This is a genomic window from Allobosea sp. 10L422 (genome assembly GCF_056395345.1).
Genome location: NZ_JBFTJI010000006.1, coordinates 241043 through 255630, shown reverse-complemented (window position 1 = coordinate 255630; position 14588 = coordinate 241043). Strand labels below are relative to the sequence as shown.

12 protein-coding genes and 1 pseudogene are annotated in these 14588 nt (G+C 61.0%); 1 reads left to right on the top strand and 12 read right to left on the bottom strand.

The window, feature by feature from the left end; translation table 11 throughout:
- Positions 1 to 71: 71 nt before the first annotated feature.
- The 9 genes from AC1DEZ_RS14580 to AC1DEZ_RS14540 form a co-directional block, all read right to left on the bottom strand.
- Positions 72 to 1229, bottom strand: coding sequence for a polysaccharide biosynthesis protein (locus AC1DEZ_RS14580; RefSeq protein ID WP_476779838.1), 1158 nt, complete (start codon positions 1227 to 1229; stop codon positions 72 to 74).
- Positions 1230 to 1434: 205 nt separating this feature from the next.
- A complete protein-coding gene (locus AC1DEZ_RS14575; protein WP_476779837.1) occupies positions 1435 to 2694 on the bottom strand; it encodes an O-antigen ligase family protein in 1260 nt (419 codons plus the stop codon).
- Positions 2695 to 2836: 142 nt separating this feature from the next.
- Positions 2837 to 3595: a hypothetical protein gene (locus tag AC1DEZ_RS14570; RefSeq protein ID WP_476779836.1), complete on the bottom strand. Its 759-nt coding sequence runs from the start codon at positions 3593 to 3595 to the stop codon at positions 2837 to 2839.
- Positions 3596 to 3901: 306 nt separating this feature from the next.
- Positions 3902 to 5296, bottom strand: coding sequence for a GumC family protein (locus AC1DEZ_RS14565; RefSeq protein WP_441512300.1), 1395 nt, complete (start codon positions 5294 to 5296; stop codon positions 3902 to 3904).
- Between the two features lie 232 nt (positions 5297 to 5528).
- Positions 5529 to 6590, bottom strand: coding sequence for a glycosyltransferase family 2 protein (locus AC1DEZ_RS14560; protein WP_441512299.1), 1062 nt, complete (start codon positions 6588 to 6590; stop codon positions 5529 to 5531).
- Positions 6591 to 6669: 79 nt separating this feature from the next.
- Complete coding sequence (locus tag AC1DEZ_RS14555; protein ID WP_441512298.1) at positions 6670 to 7806, bottom strand: glycosyltransferase; 1137 nt, start codon at positions 7804 to 7806, stop codon at positions 6670 to 6672.
- Positions 7807 to 7886: 80 nt separating this feature from the next.
- Positions 7887 to 9005, bottom strand: coding sequence for a glycosyltransferase family 4 protein (locus tag AC1DEZ_RS14550; RefSeq protein WP_441512297.1), 1119 nt, complete (start codon positions 9003 to 9005; stop codon positions 7887 to 7889).
- Between the two features lie 63 nt (positions 9006 to 9068).
- Positions 9069 to 9902: a WecB/TagA/CpsF family glycosyltransferase gene (locus AC1DEZ_RS14545; protein ID WP_441512296.1), complete on the bottom strand. Its 834-nt coding sequence runs from the start codon at positions 9900 to 9902 to the stop codon at positions 9069 to 9071.
- Positions 9903 to 9999: 97 nt separating this feature from the next.
- Positions 10000 to 10680: a sugar transferase gene (locus AC1DEZ_RS14540; protein ID WP_476779835.1), complete on the bottom strand. Its 681-nt coding sequence runs from the start codon at positions 10678 to 10680 to the stop codon at positions 10000 to 10002.
- A gap of 446 nt (positions 10681 to 11126) precedes the next feature.
- Here AC1DEZ_RS14540 and AC1DEZ_RS14535 point away from each other — a divergent pair, with 446 nt between their 5' ends.
- Complete coding sequence (locus tag AC1DEZ_RS14535; protein ID WP_441512294.1) at positions 11127 to 12242, top strand: acyltransferase family protein; 1116 nt, start codon at positions 11127 to 11129, stop codon at positions 12240 to 12242.
- 160 nt (positions 12243 to 12402) lie between these two features.
- Here the strand turns inward: AC1DEZ_RS14535 and AC1DEZ_RS14530 are convergent.
- The 3 genes and pseudogenes from AC1DEZ_RS14530 to AC1DEZ_RS14520 all read right to left on the bottom strand — a co-directional run bounded on the left by AC1DEZ_RS14530 (position 12403) and on the right by AC1DEZ_RS14520 (position 14545).
- Positions 12403 to 13160: pseudogene (locus tag AC1DEZ_RS14530) on the bottom strand (iron ABC transporter ATP-binding protein).
- Complete coding sequence (locus AC1DEZ_RS14525) at positions 13157 to 13693, bottom strand: iron chelate uptake ABC transporter family permease subunit (protein ID WP_441512292.1); 537 nt, start codon at positions 13691 to 13693, stop codon at positions 13157 to 13159. The pseudogene AC1DEZ_RS14530 and the gene AC1DEZ_RS14525 overlap by 4 nt, the downstream one beginning before the upstream one ends.
- Before the next feature lie 171 nt (positions 13694 to 13864).
- The gene (locus tag AC1DEZ_RS14520) at positions 13865 to 14545 is read right to left on the bottom strand and encodes a Fe2+-dependent dioxygenase (protein ID WP_441512291.1); all 681 of its coding nucleotides are present in this window, start codon (positions 14543 to 14545) and stop codon (positions 13865 to 13867) included.
- Between the last annotated feature and the right edge of the window lie 43 nt (positions 14546 to 14588).

Genomic DNA, 14588 nt, shown 5'->3' with positions numbered 1-14588 from the left:
TCCTTCCGCCATGCCACGGCCGTTCACCGGGAACGCGCGAACGATTGAATTGCTCGGCGACGATACGGAGTTCAGCCATCCGACTGCTCCCGCCAACCGCGCCGGCCACGCCAGAGCGCGAGCGCGAAGGCGATTTCGCCCAACAGGATCCCGACGACGGACCAGAGCGGACCGCCGGTGAAGAGCAGGGTTGGAACAGCGATCATCGAGACCGCGGCGGAGACAATACTCGCATGGGCCAGGAGTCGGAACTTGCCCGCCGATTGCAGCAAAGCGCTGTCGGGCGCGCGCAGCATCCTGACACCGACGATAAGCATCCAGAGGGCGACACCCTGCGAGAGATAGCTCAGATCGTACTCGCGCGGGAAAACGAGCCAGGGCGCATAAAACAGCAGCAAGACCGCCGCCATTACCACCAACAACCATGCCGCCACGAGAATATAGCGGAAGAAGGTCACTGCGCGCTCCGCCTCCTCGCTCTGCCTCTCGTTGATGAAGCGCGCGATACGCGGCCGCTCGAACTCCGTCAGAGCATTCATGACCACGGTCAGCGGGCGCGTCAGCAGAGCGCTGGCGGCGATGGCGGCAAACGCGCCCGCGCCGCTCACGAGGGTCACGACATAGGCATGCGCGTTGCCGGTCGCCTCCGTCGTGACGACGCCCAGAAGCGACCAGCCGGAATGCTCCCGCCAGATCCCACTGTAGCGAGACAATTCGGCTCGTGCAGGCCAGCAAAACTGCTGCCGAAGGTAGTCGCGGCCCAACGGGAGCATGCCCAGCGAGCCGCTCAGCAAAAGCGCGAGATAACCAGAGACCGAGTCCGCACGGCCGGCAACCCAAATCGCAAGCATGGCAATGGCGAGCGCCGCACCAGAGACGATATCGGAAGCTGTTGCCCGTAACGGGCGACAAACTGCATAGGAATAGGCGCGACCGAACCAGCGCAGCATCGTCGCCGCTGAGAAGCTGGCGAAAACCGCAGCCTCCAACATGCTTGAGCCGATGGCCAAGGCAATGCCGCCAATCGTTGCGAAAGTGGCTGCGGTGAAGACCAGGTTCATCGCGAACAGGCTCCGCGCCATATTCCGCCGCTGCGCCTCCTCGCCTCGCAGAATCAGCACGGCGATCGGCGCGCAGAACAAGGCGTTCGACAGCCCCATGGCGAGCTGGCTCACAACGAGGAGAAAGGAGAACGTCCCGAAATCGGCCGGCGTCAGCAGGCGAAGCATCTGCAGCGAAAGCAGAAACTGCGTTGCTGCGAGAGCGATCGGCCCGAAGGCGGCGATGCCATAGCGCGAAAGCTGACCCAGCGAGCGCGAAACCCCACCAGCCGCGATGCCGGATCTCCTGAAGCCGTTCACCACACGCGACTCGGTCATGGCCTCGAAACCTCTGGACCATGCGGAGTGGCGCAATCCCGCATCGCCGGCGCCGTCATCGCTCGCCCACCGGCTGTGCAAGGCCGCTGCTTTTCGCGTGGACGCTGACAATCACGATCACCAGCATCAATTGCAGGAACTGGTCGCGGTCCATGATCGTCGTCTCCGTGGCGTTGTGTCCCAGGATGAACACCATCAACGCGAAGAGCAGACAGCCTGATCGGGATCGGAACACCGGATTGCCCAGAAGCGTGACGAATGGCCCTAAGATCAGGGCATAGACGGCCAGGATGATGCCAGGGATGCCGATTTGAGCGGCGAGATCGAGATAGCCGCTGTGGCCGCTGGCCAATGCGGTCAGCCAGCTGCCAGGCTGCGCGTATTCGAAGATCGGGCTGTTCGGGCCGATATTCCAGAACGAGCCATATCCAGACCCCAACAGCCAGTTCTCACCGATATAGCTGAGCAGCGGGCGCCATATCTGTGAACGGCCGGTCAACGTGTCCTGGCGATCGAGAGGCGCGATGATCTGCTCCCAATGCCACATGCCGTAGGCCGTCAGAGCGAGCACTACGAGGCAAGCGGCGATCAGCACGACCCCGCGGTCGCGCTGGCTGTAGAGGGAGAAGAGATACCCCGCAGCCAGGGCGATGACCGTCAGGCCAAATGAGGTTTTCGAATTCGTGAACCAGAGGAAGATGAACGAAAGCAAAATTATAGACAGACGATAGGCGCCACCGGTTCGCGAGAACGAAAACAGCAGTATGGTGATCGCGCAAATCATTCCCGTATAATTTTTCTCAGGAAATATTCCGCGCCAGTCCCCAACCAGAGCTATGGCCCGAAAACTGTCGGCCTGGTGAACGCCGATCGACGGAAGGGCGAATACGGCCGAGAAGTTCAGGAGGCAAACCGCGCCAAGGATCAGGCGAAGTTGCGCGAATGCCCGGTGCGCGCCCAGATGCACCAGACCGAGCGACAGCGTCACGACCACGATCGTCGTCAGCACCAGCCTGCGCACAGCGACATCGGGCTCGATCGCCCAGGACAGGCTCAGCCAGCAATAGCCCAGCACGAGCAGCAGACCGGGCGGAACTGCCTGGAGCTGCCGAAGATCGCGGTGCATCCCGACACCGAAGGCGGTCGCACCGAAGATCGCCATATAGACGAGCTGACGCCACAGCGTGCCCTGCCCCGTCAGGCCGGGGTTCGAAGCCGAAACGGCCAGATCGCTCATATCAGTCGCGATTGGCGCCGTGATCACCATGATGAGAAGAAGGAAGAACGAGATGTCGACGAGTTTGAGACGAGACATCGTGTCCGCCTCGCCCCCCCGCCTGCCGTCCGAGATGTGCGGCATCGCACCAGTCCTAAATCCGGCGCGACCGCGATCTAACAGGTCCATTGAAGTACCAGCCTCTCGTCTCGCCCCAAAAGCAGCGGCACTCGTCGGCGCCCTATTCGTAAGTGATCGATAGGGCATTGATTTTCATCGAGCCCGAGCCCCGCGTGACTTCAACTCCGGTGCCAAGCCCGTTGAACCACTCCTCGCCGGTTATCACGCCCTGCGCGCGCAGCCACAGGAGCATGGCCCGGATATCGACCGATGAAATCCGGACATCCGTCGAGGGCAGCAGGAGGATGTCCGGCACCTGACGGGTGCGATCAATGCTGACCTGCCAGTTGCGACCGGTCTCATCGCGGTATGCCCCGATGGGCGTCGAGGAGCGAACATAGAGTTTCGCGAGATCAGCGGCATGAAAGAAGACCTGCACTTCGAATAGCTGCTGATCATGACGGCCGGCTTCCCGGGTCAGCCATATATTAGTCATGACATTGTACTGATCGAGATTCCCGGCCAGAGCGAAATCGTGATTGTGCTTGAGGACAGCGATGTCTCGCACCTTGCGAGCGCTAATCGGGACAGGAGGCTTGGTGTTATAATAGTTTCCGAAATTGATCGCCAAGAAATTGAACACTCCGGACGCAGGAGGCGTACTCGGCCACGCCCACTCAATCGAAGTCTCTGCCGGAAAGCGATCCGGAAGGATCTTCATCGCGTTCGTATAGTCCTTCCCTTGGATCAGAGCTCCGGCGCCCCAAGGTTCCAGCCACGCCAGCCAGGGTCCCTTCGCGAAAGCCTGACGATCATGCAGTTCAACCACATGCGGTGGGCTCTGCTGGGCCGCTGCCTCGCCGACGGCGAAGCTCGACATCAGAAGTATGGGTGCTGCCCGACACCAGAATTTTTTCAATCGCATCGTCACTCCCTTACGGCACCATGAGACGCTGAACCGACAAACCGAGAGCCTGCCCGAGCCGCAGCTGGTCGAGCGAGCCGAACGACACACCTCCCCGAGACAGACGCCCGAACGCCGCGCGCCTCACCGCGGCCGTGCCCAGGTGCGGCGGCTTGAGTTGAAGATTCCACCCGCTGCAAGCGACCTGACGCAAGATTTGCGCCTGGCATGAGCCTTCGCGACAGGAAACCCTGAAGCCACTCACCCCAGAACCAGCAAGGGTCACATCATCTCGCGCACCCTCGCATCAATCTTCGTCTGCAGGCGCGTGGAGCCCAATATGATCGCCGGCAGCTCGACACCGACCGGCTCCGGCTTGCGGCTCTCGAGCAGGAGCGACAAACCCACGCCAAGGATCAGCCCCGCGGCCGCTCCCAGAATCAAGAACTGGATGCCGTTTGGAAACGTCGCCCGCAGGGGAATTGTCGCCGCCTGCACGACCCGCAGATTCGTCAGCTTGGCAGCTCGCAGATCCGCGTTGATCTGTTCTTCGACGGCGCGCTTAGCGTAGGTTTCAGCATTTAGCGTGGCCAGCGACAGCTCGCGCTTGAGCCGCTCGAATTCAGCCTCCTTGGCGGAGAGCGTGCGCAGCTCGGCATTGAGGCTGCCCATCTCAGTCTGCTGCTGAGCGGAAAGTCCCTCCAGTCCGGCAATCTCTGAATTGACTTTGAACAGCGCAACCATCGCCTCCTGATAGACCTTCACCATCAAGAGCGGCGGATCGTTCGAGGTCGCGTCGCGCCGGGCGCCCGGCCGTGTGGGCGCACTCGCGTCCGAGCCGAGGCTCTCGACGAGGTTGGAGACGAAAGGCGATTGCGTGACAGGCTTGAGAAGCCGAAGCTGTTCCGTCAGCCCCGAGCGTTGTCCCTGCTTCTCCGCGACCGCGATCCGCGTGGCGCTTAAGGAGGCGGAGAGTTCGCTGGCCCGACGCAGCAGCAGACTGCGCTGATCCTGGACCGAGTAGATGGCCTCCCTCCGGGCGAAATCTTCCAGCGCGGCCGAACGGCGTTCGACTTCGGCGTCGAACCGGCCACGCTGACTGCGGAAGAAGTCGGCCGCGCCTGGCTTTTCCGCCAGGTTGAGCTGGCGCGCGATAAAGGAGTCGGTGATCGCATTCGCGAAATCAGCCGCGAGTGCAGGATTGCTGTGTTTGAACGAAATGCGAATAATCTCCGAGTTCGGCTCGGTCCTTACCGTGACGTTCCGGGCCAGCTTCGCTGCGGCCACGTCGACATCGGGAATATTGATCGGAGCCGGCTCCGACTTTCCGTGAACGACAGCCCTTAGCGAGCCGCCAAGACCGTCGAGGATCGATGGTCTTGCGGTGCCGAACCTGTCCAGCCCGACCCGCGTGATCGCATCGCTGATCACTTCCTGGCTTTCCGCGACGCGCGCCTGAGAGCTGACCATCTCGATGGGCCGATTGCCGCTCTCCGGGCCCCCTCCCTGGCTGACGAGCACGGTGCTCGTAGCCTCGAAGACCGGCGTGATCAGCAGATAGAGCGCCACGAATGCGCCTAAACCGACGATCACCGACGTGATCATGATGAGCTTGTGCGACCAGACAGCACGGAGCAGCGCCGCAAACGAGGGGTCCTGGGACCTGAATTGAGCCATTAAAACCCACTCCGCGTTAGAAGTTCCGACACGCGCTCACCAGCAAAGGTCATGCCTGAAGGTAACTTCCAAAAGAAATTGCCCCTGCCGCAAAGGGAACTGCGCCGCATTACCGAAAAATTCCGACACCTCGGTGACGGGGCATGCACCGATTCACGGTGGTGCGGATTGCATGCGTTCAGTCGCGCGCGCGCTCGCCCGCTCCACGAAGCCATTTTCTGCTCCGTTGCGTTCATCCGAGCGAATCCGCCGATCTGCAGGAAGCGGCCGCCGACAGCGCCCAGGCAGCGGGTGGCGGCGCCTTCACGACGACCGCCGAAATCGGCGCGAGGGGCGGTTTGCGTTTGCTTGCCAGCCCGGCCAACAGCCCGAATGCCGTCAGATTCCACGCGACAAACGAGTAAGCTGCTCCCGCGAGCGTGCCGCGGCGAAACCAGAGAAATGCGATGGGTGCGACCAGCGCCATGACAGCGACGATCAGCCAGCCAGCCCGGAACGAACCCGCAATCAAAGCTGCCGCAATGAGCAACCACCAGATCATGATCAAGGCTCCGTTGCGGATCTGACTCAGCCGGGAAACAACCCGGCCGAGATGAGCTCGTCCGAGTGCGCCGCGCAGGACCTCGCCCGCCGCATTTGTGTGTTTCGACCGGATCCTTTTGCGCAGCAGGGCGTAGCTCGCGATGGTATGGCCGAAGTGGCGGACGGCGGGCATGTCAAGCCGTGTGAGCTCCCAGCCACGGCTCGCAAGCCGCGCCGCCAGTTCGAACTCCTCGAAGGCATGCAGATTGCGATCGGCGAAGTAGCCGACCTCGCGAACAGCTGAGCTTCGATAGAGCCCGCCGCAATCCAGCCGGTCGATGCGCGCCGGGTAGAAGGCGCTGTCGGATTGCAGGGCCTGGCGCCGTACGCGGAACTCGTGGTTTGCGGCGTTGACCTCCTCGATCCGCCCGCCCACGCCGGCAATCCGCGGATTGCGCTCCATGAAAGGGATTGCCGCCTCGAGGAACGCCGAATGCAGCTCCATATCGCCATCGAGGATGTAAAAAAATTCACCCTGCGCGTGCTGAAAGGCCAACTGTGCGCCGGCTCCGCAGGACCGGTCGGAGAGGTCGGAGAATTGCACGATTTTTACCGGATAGCGTGCCGCGATTTGCAGCGTGTCATCGGTCGACCCACTATCGGCGAGTATGACCTCACCCCCGAAACGCTCGGCGGCCGCAAGCGCACTCTGCAGCGCTCGCTCGATATGCCGCTCCTCGTTGAGCGCCTTGATGCCTATCGTCAGCTTCATCGAGCGCGTCCCGGGTTCTCCAGCTTTGACGCAGAATTCATCACAACTATACGCCACGATTCTCCGCTCCAACGATTAATCAGGAAAGTAATCGCTGATATTCGAATATTACGCGGTCGAACGACGCAGTTTTTCCCAGCCGCGCCGCGCGCTCGCTCATCTCCTCGTAGAACGGATCATCGTGGAGGAGCCGCCTGATGGCGGCGGCAAGGCCCGCGGCATCGTCCAGCCCCAGAAGAACGCCGCATGCGATCCCCCGATCATCGGTGATGCCTTCGACCTGGACCGGAATATCGGAGACGACGAGGGGAATGCCGAGTTTGGCAGCCTCGATCAACGCCAGGCTGTGCCCTTCAAAGCGGCTCATCTGGACGAAGACATCAGCCGAGGCCAGCGCAGCCAAGGCCTGCTCACGCGCCATGAAGCCATGCAGAGTCACGCGATCGGCGACGCCGCTGGCGTCAATGAAAGCGCGAAGCTGGCCTTCCTCCGGGCCTCCCCCCACGATGCTAATCCGAACGCCCGGCAGTTGCTGTGCCGCGCGGATCAGCACCTCGTAATTCTTCTGCTCCGAGAGGCGTCCTAACGCGACGACATGATCGCGTGGGCCCACGCCCCGCCGCGCGTCGCGGCGCACCTTGAGTGCAGCAAGACAACGCTCGATGCGCGGCGGCAGCGCATTGTGGATGACCCTCTGTTTCGTCGACAGCAAGCTGCCGGCTTTTGCGTAGGAATGCGCGACGGCGGTCGACACGCTGACGGCGGCGGCAACATTGGGCAGCAACCGGACGTAACGGTCGAGCAGCCCCACGGCACCGCTCAAGGTGTCGGCAGGGGTATGATGCGTCGATACGACCCGGATTTTCAGATCCGCGACGCACGCCGCAAGCGGAACGACCAGATTCGCCCCCGGCATGGCGGTGATCACCCAGTCCGGGCGCGTCTCGCGAAAATAGCGAACGAGGTGAAAGAAAAACGCCGTCAGTTGGCCAAACGTCCGGGGCTTGCCTGCGCAGATATGGGTCCATGCGACTGCGCCGGTCGTGGCACTCGCGGCTTCGGGCAGCGGCCAGAACGCGGCGAGCCCACTGTCGTGACCATTTCTGGCGAGCGCACCCGCGAGATCAGCCCAGAGCTCGCCGACGCCGCCCGCCGCCGAATGATTGACCATGAAGCAGACACGCCGCCTTGAGGCTTGTTGAAGGTTCAGCGTCACCAGTCGCCTCTCTCGCCAATCAGCCCTTGTCGCCCACGCACGCAGATCGCTCTGCTTCCGCGTTCCACAGCGCCCCGAGGTCATGCTGCACGCGCGGGCCGCGGCCCGCTCTCGCTGCCTCGCGGTCCCTGCCAAATATGCATCATCCTGGCGATCATCGCGTCATGGCTGAGCTCGCGCCGAAAGGTGCGGTAAGCATTCTCCGCAAGCAATTGCCGCAGAGCCTCATCGGATTCGAGCCGCGCGACAGCATTGGCCAGCGCCGCATGATCTCCGACGGGGACGAACAGACAGTCAAACCCGTCCTTGAGCGTTTCTGGGATCGCCCCCACCGGCGTGGTCACCACTGGCAGATGCGCGGCGAATGCCTCGATGATCGACATCGGGAAGCCCTCTTGATGCGAGGGCACGATCATGATGTCGGCTGCGTCGATAACGCTCCACATCCGCGTTCTGTCGATCCAACCGAGGAAGTCGCAGCAGTCTTCCACGCCAAGTTCGCGGGCCATCTGCTCGAAATGGGCGATCATTCCTCCGCCAGCGAGGGTCAGCCGCACATTGAGGCCGGCCTTCCGTAGCTCCGCAAGCGCAAGCAGAGCCTCCCGGACGCCCTTTCGCGGCGTCAGGTTCGCGAGCAGTACCAGTTGGAGCGGCTGCCCCGGCTCGCGCCGAATGTTGCGCGGCTTTCGCCCAGCAAGCCTGATAGCATTCTGAACGAGCGCGATCTTGTCGTCAGCGATATTAAGTTTGTCCCTGAGAACGCTTTTCCAGACATTGCCGAGAACGACGTTGACGCTTGCCGCCTGACAGACCTTTCGGGCGATCCGCTTCCACAGCGGCGAAGCCGTCTCGATGAAATCAGGAAACTCGGCACCGTGATGATGCAGGATGACACGCGTTCCGAACGCCCTGGCCAGCAGCACAAACATGCCTTCGCGCAGCACGCTCAGCCTTTGCGTCAATTGGACATGTACAACGCTTCGCCGATTGACCATCAGCAATGCGGTGAATGCTGCGGCAGCTGCAGGTGTCTCGTAGAGCGACTTCAGGACGGTCCCCTCGCTGCGCGTGTTGAGAACATGCGTGCGCTTGCCGGCCGCGATCAGCCCCGCTTCCATTTCACGCGTCATCGTGCCGAGCCCCCCGCCTTGGAGACGCCCGCCCGGCGACACGAAGATCACCTGTTGAAACTCTGCCACGCCACGGGCTCCCACACGTAAACAAAGCATCTTCGATAAGCTGAAGGACCGCGCGCCCCCAGCTCAGGCGCGGGTTTTGGTCAGCAAATGAAATGCCGCGATCGGGTTCGTCGAAAGATAGCGCGGCCCCAGGCGACGCGGCTCCTGCCGCATTCGATGGAGCCATTCGAGGCCGGCCCCCTGCATCCAGATCGGCGCCCGTGGAACATTGCCTGCGACATGATCGAACAGACCACCGCAGGTTCTGATCCAGGCCAGCCCGGCCAGCTTGGCCTGCCAGCGGGTCGCAAGACGCTCTTGGGCAGGGCTACCCAGACCGAGCCAGAGGATATCTGTGCCTGCATCCGTGATGGACCGACGGATCGCTTCCTCATCCCCTTCGCCAAAGTATCCCTGACAACAGCCGACGACCCGCAGTTGCGGGTATTGGCGCGTAAGCCGCTCTGCCGCCTGCTCCGCGACCCCGGGCTTTCCGCCTAGGAAAAAGAAGCGGATGCCGTTTTTGGCTGCCAGTGCAGCGCAGTCATGGATCAGGTCCGTCGTCGCAACACGCTCGGGCAGCGGGCGATTTGTCAGCCACCGCGATGCGATCACGAGGGGGGCGCCATCGGCATCGACGATGTCCGCCTGCGTGACGAGCTGCCGGAACTCCCCGTCACCGTGATAGCGCGCGATGACCGATCCATTTGACGCGATAACGACTCTGGGATGCGCCAACGAACCGGCTCGCGCCGCGCCGCAATCGCGAAGCATCAACTCAGCGAGCTCCTTGCGCGTGACGCGTGCTGTCGGAATCCCGCCGACGACCATCGTGTCGAGCGGCTTGGCACCCCTGGTCGCTCCCAAGTGGATCGGAATGCGATCGCTTGCCGGCTTCAACCATTTTTTTCTCTGCATTCCCTCACCTCGAGAAGTCAGAACCCAATGTCGATCGGAGAATCGAATAGATTCTCTTGAATTCAATGATATTAAATCGAGTGATTGATCTGATTCCTTAGTAAGCATCAGATTTTTGACTTATCTCCATGGAGATCGTCGTCAGAATTATACGTATATCCAGCCAGATAGACCTGTTTTCGACGTACCATATATCGAGATTTACGCGCCGCTCCATGCTCTCGACGGTTGGAGTCGGGCCACGAGAGCCATTGACTTGAGCCCAACCTGTAAGCCCCGGCTTGACAGAAAAGCGCCGCGAATAGGCAGCAATCCGCTGCCCGTAGTAGTCATCATGCGCTAGCGCGTGAGGGCGCGGCCCGACGAACGCCATCTCGCCACGCATGACGTTCAATAATTGCGGCAATTCGTCGAGGCTCGACCTACGAAGGAAGCGCCCAACTGCAGTAACGCGATGGTCGACGCGCTCTGCTTGGCGCACGACCGGGCCGTTTTCCTGCACATACATGGAGCGAAATTTGTAGATCTGGAACTTGCGACCGTTGAGGCCGGTTCGCAATTGCCGGAATAACACAGGCCCTTTGCTGTTAGCCCGGATCGCAACGGCGATCATGAAGAAGAGCGGCGTGAGAACCAGAAGCGCCATCACTGCTGACAGCGAACTCACAGCGCCGCGCAAATCTGACGACAGTCTCCAGTTGAATCGATTGACCCTGGGATTGACGGCGAGAGCGGGACCAGCGCCTGCCCTAACGTCGCCCGGTCCTGCACCGTCCATGCGACCCTCAATTCATTAATAATCTATTAATTATACGTTTCTCGCAGTGCAGCATTGATGTCAAGCCGCAGAATTGTGCATAATAAAATAATAATGCTCAATTCGGTGTCATATAATTGTTATCATTAAGCGCTATACCGCAACGTAATTTTCGCATGGCTATTTCATGTGCCCGCAATTTAGCCAACGACATATTTCACTTAATTATCGATCGACGCATGTTCTGGTTTATTATTGTAATGTCTTTGATCCATGTTGGACATAAGTTCATATTGCGCGAGTCCATAAGTATCGTACACTGGTTATATTTCACGATTAGCTGCTATTAAATCCCATGATCCAACGTCAGATTTAGCCTAAATATCAGGCAATCTGCATTTTGTACTTGAATAACGTGAAACTCGCGGCAAACTGACGTGCCGAGAAACCGACAGAGCCGCCGAATAATGTTGCAATCACCGCGCGGACTGCCTCACAGCGATTATACGCGGCGGATTGATGGATTTGACGGACTTCGAGCAATCGCGGCACTGATGGTTGTGGCCAACCACAAGACGGCAATTGCGCATGAATTTAATATATACAGTGGATCTTACGGAGTAACTCTGTTCTTTATTTTGAGCGGATTCCTGATCGTAAATATACTTAGAAATTATAAATATAACATCGACATGGGAGTCGGAATTTACAACGACTATATCTATAATTTTTATCTGAACAGGTTACTCAGAATCTGGCCACCATACTTCTTGACGATTGCATTGGCGTTCACGATGGGCGTGATCGGGATATGGAATCCGCTGACGCCATCCGAGCTGGCGGGCTCCCTGACGTTCACGATGAATGTCTTCCAGGCCTACTACTGGGCTGACTATCCCGAGCATATTGGCGCGCTTTGGAGCATCGCAATCGAAGAGCAGTTCTATCTCTGGGCAGCACCGGTTTTCCTCCTGAGCCCGAGACGTTATTTTCCCGCCATCTGCATGATTGTCATCGTCATCGCAGGCCTATCTGTCCCGCTGAACTGGCTGCTTGGCCTCCCCAGTCGAGCCATCTATGTCGGTTCCGCAGTCAATTTCGGTTTCATGGCTCTCGGCGGGCTCTGCAGCATCGCCATCAGACCATCCCCCATCTACGCAAGGGCCGCGCCGTTTGCCCTGATAGCCTTCCTTCTTCTGCCCATTGCAGCTTCCCATTACCCGACCAATGGTCTGCCGGCGTTGCTATTGAGAGCGTCGACCGCGCCGATCGTCGCTGTGCTGCTGCTCGGAATAGTCAGTGATCAAAAGAGCCTTTTGGTTCGGGCCCTCAGCCTCAAGCCGTTGGTCTATGTCGGACAGATCAGCTACGGCCTCTACCTCTATCACGGCCTCGTGGATCTCAGGCCGCTACCCATTGAGCCTCTTTGGCTTGGCCTCGTTGAAACCCCGATTGCATTCGCCGCCGCGTCGCTATCGTGGCGCTACATGGAACGCCCATTGATTGGGCTGAAAGGGCGCCTCCGGCGGGAACCGACGGCCAGCGCGCCCGCGTCATCGCGTATAAAGGGCGAGAGGAGCTGAAGCGGGGGCGTCAGCCTGTCTATGCAGCTCTTCGTCTTCGCGATTGCGGATGATCGTGATCGATCGAGGTTGGAGCGCCTTACCGCAAGATAGAGCCATGAGAAATGCGATGTGGAATCCCACATCGCGATCGCTCGGGTGCTTCGAGGGATAGACGTCATCAACGAAAATAAATCGCGATACGGTCGCCGGCGATCTCGTGGATCGCCATCTCGACATCGTAGATCGCGCCCATGACCTCTGCCGTTATGATCGCTTCCGGCGGCCCTTGATGCAGCACCCGGCCGTCGCGCATCGCGACAATCCGATCGGCGTAACAGGAGGCGAAATTAATGTCGTGCAGCACGACGACGACTGTCTTGCCGAGTTCGTCGGCCATGCGGCGCAGGAGGCGCATCATGCCGCGGGCATGTTTCATGTCGAGATTGTTGAGTGGCTCGTCGAGCAGCACGTAATCGGTGTCTGGCACAGCACCATCGCGACGTGCGCGCGCTGGCGCTGGCCGCCAGAAAGCTCGTCGAGGAAGCGATCGGCCAGCGGTTCGAGTGCGAGGAAGGCGAGTGCGCGCTCGACATGGTACCTGTCCTCCTCGGTAAGCCTGCCCTTCGAATGCGGATAGCGGCCGAAGGCGACGAGGTCGCGCACGGTCAGCCGCGCGGCGATGTGGTTGTCCTGCCGCAGGATCGAGAGCCGCCGCGCCAGATGGTCGGAGGGCGTGCGCAGCACATCGAGCCCGTCGACCAGGATCTGCCCGCCGCTCATCGGGATCAGCCTGCCGATCATGGAAAGCAGCGTCGACTTGCCGGCGCCGTTGGGGCCGATCACCGCGGTGACGCCGGCCTTCGGCAGGGTAAGGCTGACGCCGTCGACGACGAGCGTCTCGTCATAGTGCTTGCTGGCGTTGCGGATCTCGATCACCGGACACTCCCCCGGACCAGCAGGATGATGAAGACGATGCCGCCGAGGAATTCGACGATAATCGCCAGCGCCGTGTCGAAGGCGAAGACGCGTTCGAGCATGAGCTGGCCGCCGACCAAGAAGAGGATGGCGAGCAGGATCGCCGCCGGCAGGATCAGGATGTGCCGGTGCGAACGGATCAGCGCATAGGCGAGGTTGGCGACGAGCAGCCCGAAGAAGGCAACCGGCCCGACCAGAGCCGTCGACACGCTGACAAGGAGTGCGATCACGAGCAGGAGCCGCGTGATCCGGCTGCGGTAGTTGATGCCGAGTGCGATGGCGCTGTCGCGCCCGAGCGCCAGCACGTCGAGCTCGTGACGGCTCCGCCAGGCGGGAATCGAGGCCAGCGCCGTCGCCAAGGCGGCGATGCCGAGCAGCGTCGGATCGACCGTGTTGAAGCTGGCGAAGAAGCGGTCCTGCAGCACGACGAAGTCGTTGGGGTCGATCATCCGCTGCATTACGGACGACAGGCTGCGGAACAGGATGCCGAGCACCGCCCGCCAACGCCGCCTTCCAACGCGCGACCGTGGCTGGAGGCTCATGGGTGACGAAGCGGATATCGAGCCGCGCCGACTCGCCGAGTCGGCTAAAGGCGGATCGGGGCCTCGCCTCGCCCAGGATCGCCCTGACGATGCGTCGCACGGCCAATCCGTCGCGCGGGGCGTTCAAATGTCGGCCCATTGCCGCAACAGGTTGTGATAGGTATTCGCCAGCGTCAGCACGGAGGGGTGATCGTCCGGCAGGTCCTGCCGCAGGCGGATGATCGCCAGATCGAGCTGGTGCAAGAGGCCCCGGTTGGCCTCGTCCTTGATCATCGACTGGGTCCAGAAGAAGGAGGCCCAGCGGCTGCCGCGAGTGATCTCGTTGACGCTGTGCAGGCAGGTGGTCGGATAGACGATGAGGTCGCCTGCCGGCAACTTCACCTCGCGCGTGCCGTAGGTGTCCTCGATCACCAATTCGCCGCCGTCATAGTCCTCAGGCGGAGTTAGAAACAACGTTGAGGAGATGTCGGCGCGCATCCGCGCCCCGCCCGCGGCGGAGCGCACCGCGGCATCCACATGGCTGCCGAAACGCATGCCGATATCGTAGCGGTTGAACATCGGTGGCAGCACTCGCAGCGGCATGGCCGCCGAAGTGAAGGTCGCATTGCGGCCCAGCCCATGCAGCACGATTTGGCCGAGCTCGCGCGCTTGCGGTGAATCCACGGGAAGTTGCAGGTTGTTCTTGACCTTGCGAGCCTGCTCGCCGGCCGTCACGGAACCGTCCGTCCAGGCCGAAGCCTCAAGGACGGAGCGGCAGTGTTGGACCTCCTCGGATGTCAACAGGCCGGGAATGTGTACGAGCATGTCGTGTTCTCGACAGAAAGAGATGGAAGGACCGGGACCGGCC

Bases quoted from the DNA above. Each gene is read 5' to 3' on its own strand.
- AC1DEZ_RS14580 (WP_476779838.1), bottom strand. From the start codon at position 1,229: ATGCTTCGCCTGCTGACGCCGGCCGATTTCGGGACGTTCTCCTTTCTC.
- AC1DEZ_RS14575 (WP_476779837.1), bottom strand. From the start codon at position 2,694: ATGTCTCGTCTCAAACTCGTCGACATCTCGTTCTTCCTTCTTCTCATC.
- AC1DEZ_RS14570 (WP_476779836.1), bottom strand. From the start codon at position 3,595: ATGTCGAGCTTCGCCGTCGGCGAGGCAGCGGCCCAGCAGAGCCCACCG.
- AC1DEZ_RS14565 (WP_441512300.1), bottom strand. From the start codon at position 5,296: ATGGCTCAATTCAGGTCCCAGGACCCCTCGTTTGCGGCGCTGCTCCGT.
- AC1DEZ_RS14560 (WP_441512299.1), bottom strand. From the start codon at position 6,590: ATGAAGCTGACGATAGGCATCAAGGCGCTCAACGAGGAGCGGCATATC.
- AC1DEZ_RS14545 (WP_441512296.1), bottom strand. From the start codon at position 9,902: ATGCAGAGAAAAAAATGGTTGAAGCCGGCAAGCGATCGCATTCCGATC.
- AC1DEZ_RS14540 (WP_476779835.1), bottom strand. From the start codon at position 10,680: ATGGACGGTGCAGGACCGGGCGACGTTAGGGCAGGCGCTGGTCCCGCT.
- AC1DEZ_RS14535 (WP_441512294.1), top strand. From the start codon at position 11,127: ATGTTGCAATCACCGCGCGGACTGCCTCACAGCGATTATACGCGGCGG.
- AC1DEZ_RS14520 (WP_441512291.1), bottom strand. From the start codon at position 14,545: ATGCTCGTACACATTCCCGGCCTGTTGACATCCGAGGAGGTCCAACAC.